Source organism: Streptomyces sp. ERV7 (genome assembly GCF_001653515.1).
In the GTDB taxonomy this organism is placed as follows: Bacteria; Actinomycetota; Actinomycetes; order Streptomycetales; family Streptomycetaceae; genus Streptomyces.
In genome coordinates this window covers 1-4,363 of the sequence record NZ_LYOY01000096.1, presented here as the reverse complement: position 1 = coordinate 4,363, position 4,363 = coordinate 1, and the positions used below count along the sequence as shown (strand labels likewise).

Sequence of the window (4,363 nt, the reverse complement as noted above, 5' to 3'; positions counted from 1 at the left end):
GTGCTGAGCGGGGGCCCGCCGGACGCCGTCGCCTGCCGCACCGCACTCGCGCCACCACCCGTCCTTCCGCGGCCGGTGGCCCGGACCGGACGGCTCTGCGGCACGGCCGTGGGCGCGCGGCCGCCCTGCCCCAGCAGTGCGGCCATGGCGGCGGCGGTGGCCAGGTCCGCGGGCTTCAGCTCGGCCATGGCCCGCACCAGATCACCGAGGAAGATCTCGCCGCGCCCGCTCACGCGGTGGGCTCCGAAGCGTCACGCCGCTTGCGCAGGGTCACCGCCTCCAGCGCGGCCCACTCGGGCGTGCCGGGCACCACGCCGAGTTGCTGGCTGGCCTTGAGCGCGTCGAGGTATTCGGCGGTGCTGGGCCCTGCCCCCGGCTCCTCCAGCGTCCTGCGGACGTCCAGGATGTGCCCGGCGACCTTCTCCGCGAGCTCCGGTTCGTAGCGCTCGCCCAGATGGAAGCCCGCGACCTTCAGCAGGTGCTCCTTGGAGGGGGAGCGCAGCTCGGAGACGATACAGCGGCGCAGGAACGGCCGGGGCAGCTCCCGCTCGTCGTTGGTGGTGATCACCACGAACGGCGCTCGCTCCGGCGGTACGGAGACGGATCGCTCGTCGTCCCACGGTACGGGGAACGACAGTGAACCCAGCGGTCCCAGCAGGCTGTTCGGCAGATCCGGGTCCGCCTTGTCGATCTCGTCGATGAGGACGACCGACCGCTTGCCGCCGGGGGCCGCGAAGGCCCGCCACAGCGGGCCCCTGGTGTAGTAGTGCCCCATGTCGTCGACGAGCCGCTGCGCCTGGGCGTCGTTGAGCCGCTTCAGGGCGTCGAACCGCCACAGCAGGTCCTCGGGCTCGGTGCGGGCCGTGACGACATGCGCGTGGTACTCCCAGCCCATGATCCTGGCCACGTTGGGGGCGAGCGTGGACTTGCCGGAGCCCGGCGGGCCGAACAGCAGGAGCGGGCGCCCCGTCTTGAGCGCGACATTGACCGCGAGGACGACTTCGTCGTCGTCGAAGACGTACACCTCGTCGTCGGCGGCGTACCGTCCCGCGTCCGCTGGGTCGCCCGGGACGTCGTTCTTCGGGTCGAACTCCTTGTCGTACCGCAGCACGCGGCCCTCCCTCGGCAATGCGTCCGGAAGTCATTCTGCACGCCCGCGCCGCGCCTCACAGCCGGACGCGGGAACGCGGCACGAGCTCCACTCCCGGCAGGTCCCGCCGCAGCGCCTCCAGATCGAACTTCCCTGCGGGCAGGGGGAATCCGAGCACCCGCAGCCGCTGCGCCCGGGCCAGCGCGGCGAGTGCGGCCGCCCCGGGATTGGGGGACACGTCCAGGAACACCACACCGGTGTGGGCGAGCGCCGTGAGGTCGCGGAGGGCCGGGCACCCCTCGATCCGCAGCGAACGCAGCCGCCGCAGCCCGGCGAGGCCGTCGAGGTCCGTCAGGGCCGGGCTGTCCGCGATGAGCAGATTGCGCAGGAGAGGCAGTCGGGTGAGTACGTCGTACGGGGGCGCGGCGCCGCGCCAGACCACGTCGTGGACGGTGGCGGCGAGCCGGTCGAGGTCGCTCGGCACCTCGCCGACCGACAGCTCCAACGCCCGGGCGCCCGCCGCCACTTGCCCGGGGGCGGTGGCCCATGACTCGACCCGGACGATCTCGGGAGCAGGCCGGGCGGGCTCTCGCCGCACACCGGCGGCGCGCTGCCTGCGGGCGGCGGCGAAACGGCGGACCAACTCATGGGCCGCAGCGCCACCGATCCGCTGGGCGGTTCGTAGGATCATCCGCGCTTCGGGGCCGTCGGGGTCGAGGCTCTCGGGCGTCGGCATGAACTCCAGTGCCAGTTCACCCACTTCGGCCAGCGCGTCGGCCTCGGCGGGCGTCCGGGGCGGGATCAACTGGGCCAGTCGGTACTCGATCTGTTCGCGGACGGCCGGGTCGACCATGACGGTGTACCCCAGTCCCGCCGCGGCCAGCAGGTGCAGCCGGACGCGGTGGTCCGGGTCCCGTTCCGCGCGGTCCAGCAGCCCCTGGAACAGCTCCTCGCTGTCGCGCCGCCGGGCATGGCCGAACGCCATGAGGACGACGTCCTGCCAGGCCGGCTCGTGGGCCCTGGCCGCGAGGAGACCGAAGTCGCCCTGCTCGACGGCCGCTCTTGCGGCGAGATGGGCCCCGAAGGTCCGGTGCAGGAAGGTGAGGCGACCGGGTGCGGGCTCCTGGAGCAAGCCGCTGCGTTCCCGCAGAAACGCGAGGACCCTCTCGGGTGTCTCCTGTACGGCGCCGGGCCGAAGGGCCGACACCTCCCCGGCGATCAGGCCGAGGGCCCTGTCGAAGTCCATCTCGGTCCGGCCGTTGTTCTGCATCCAGTAGGCGAGGCGTTGCAACAGGCGGGTCTGGACCTCCCGCCCGAGCGTGCTCATACCGGGCACCGATACGGCCCGTTCCTCGTCCCGCCGTGTCAGCATCATGTCGAGAACGACGTCATAGAGCTCCAGACGGGTACGGGGCAGCAGGCCGACCCGCTCCTCCTGGACGACGCACAGCAGCGAGCACATCAGCGGGTTGCCGGCCATCTCCCGCAGGTCGGACCGCTCGACGACAGCGGCCAGCAGCGCGTCCCGCCTCTCCTCCAGCGCCTCCCTTTCCGGCCGCCGCCCTTCCGCGCCCGTGGAGGCAAAGGCGTACCAGCGGGTGATGAGCTCCCTGATGTCCTCGGGACTCAGCGGCCCCAGGTCCAGAACGGTGAACTCCCACTCCTTCAGCCAGGGTTCGGGTACGGCATGGGCGCGCGTCGTCACCACGTACGAGCAGCGCGGATACGCGGTGAGGAGGTCGCCCAGCCATGAGCGGATCTCGTCCCGCTCGGACTCGCTCACCTCGTCGACGCCGTCGATGAGCAGCAGGCCCCGGCCGGACCCGAGCACGCGCTCCGCCCAGCCGTCGGGCTGCTCGTGCGCGATCACCAGACGGGCGGCGTCCAGGAACTCGGACGGGCGCGGGAGCCCGGGGCGGCGTCGTCCGAGGTTCCGCACCGGCAGGACGAAGGGGATGTGTTCGTGCAGATGGTCACTCGCGTTCAGTTGCCCCCGCGCCGCCGAGACGGCCATGTGCCACAGCAGCGTCGTCTTTCCGGAGCCCGCCGCACCGCGCACCAACGTCCGCCGGCTCCCGGCCAACGCGCTCCCCGCTGTCACCGCCGTGGCCTCCCCGGCATCGCCGAACGTCCTCAGATCGACGAACAGGTCCCCCAGCGGCCAACCGCTCCTGGACCGCCGCGACGAGACGTCGACGCCGAAGAGCTCGACCCGGTTGTACCTCCTGCCCACGAAGTCGAGATACCGCCTCTCGAACGTCGCGTCCGAGAACACCGGCTGGTTGTCCATCACCCCACCGTCCAACGGATCATCCACGCCTCGTTCTGGATCGAGATGACGTGCTCGCACTCGGCGACGAACGCCTCGGCCGCCTCGGGCGTCCCCACGGCCCCGGGCGCGTGCTCCCAGCGGTGCAGCAGCCGCTCCAACTCCTCGGCCGTGCGCATGAATTCGAGCTGTTGGTACGAGTACCGCTGGGCGATGGCGTGCGCGGTCAGGGCGACCGAGACCGATGCCACCACCGGCACCCAGGCGGCGAGCCCACCGACGGAGAACACGCCCGCGCCCGCCGCCAGCAGGGCGGCCAGAGCACCGAGGGCCAGCTCCACCCGGCCCGCGAGGACGACCTTGCCGCGCATCCACTCGGCCTTGGGCCGGTAGTACGTCTCGATCTGGCGCCGCAGACGGTGCTCGACATACGAATCGAGGTCGGTCACCGGCGGCAGCGGCCTCGGCAGGGCGGCGATCCCGGCGGTGTAGCGGACCAGGTCACCGCCGTCCGCCCGGTACGCCCGCCCGCGCTCGGCGAGCAGCGCGCCCGCGCCCTCCGGCTCCCGGTAACGCCCGACCCGCGCCAGGCAGGTGTACACCTCGGCCTTCAGCGCCTCGGACACGGCGCGCACCCGGATCCAGTCGCTGAGCCGGACCGCCCCGCCGCGCTGGGCGAGCAGCGGCGCCGCACCCGCCGCCACGGCCGCGGCGAAGGCGAGCACCTTCCCGGCCACCTCGCTGTGGCCCATCGCCTGGGCCGAGCCGGTCCCGAGCACCGCCGCGAGGATGGCGAGCACAAGCGCCTTGCTGCGCGCCCCCTCCACGGTCGTCTTCAGCCGGTCGGCGCTCCGCGACCAGACGTTCTGCTGGTCCCAGACCGCCGCGATCGCCGATTCGTCCTGAGTCAGTGCCACAGAAGGATTTTGACGGTAGCTCGGTGCTCGTGTCTGGTGGATTCGGGGTGTTGGCGGTAGGGATGGCCGCCATGACGGACGACACCC

General features: G+C 72.4%; 3 protein-coding genes and 1 pseudogene. All 4 read right to left on the bottom strand.

All coding sequences use genetic code 11. The annotated features are described in order from the left end of the window. A pseudogene (locus A8W25_RS30805) lies at positions 1-233 on the bottom strand (hypothetical protein); the annotation flags it as partial. Beyond that, complete coding sequence (locus A8W25_RS30800) at positions 230-1,111, bottom strand: AAA family ATPase (RefSeq protein ID WP_067167757.1); 882 nt, start codon at positions 1,109-1,111, stop codon at positions 230-232. The gene A8W25_RS30800 and the pseudogene A8W25_RS30805, both read right to left, overlap by 4 nt. A 55-nt stretch (positions 1,112-1,166) precedes the next feature. After that, positions 1,167-3,380: an NACHT domain-containing protein gene (locus tag A8W25_RS30795; RefSeq protein WP_067167756.1), complete on the bottom strand. Its 2,214-nt coding sequence runs from the start codon at positions 3,378-3,380 to the stop codon at positions 1,167-1,169. Then, a complete protein-coding gene (locus tag A8W25_RS30790; RefSeq protein ID WP_067167754.1) occupies positions 3,380-4,276 on the bottom strand; it encodes a DUF4231 domain-containing protein in 897 nt (298 codons plus the stop codon). Before A8W25_RS30790 ends, A8W25_RS30795 begins: the two co-directional genes overlap by 1 nt. Positions 4,277-4,363 lie beyond the last annotated feature (87 nt).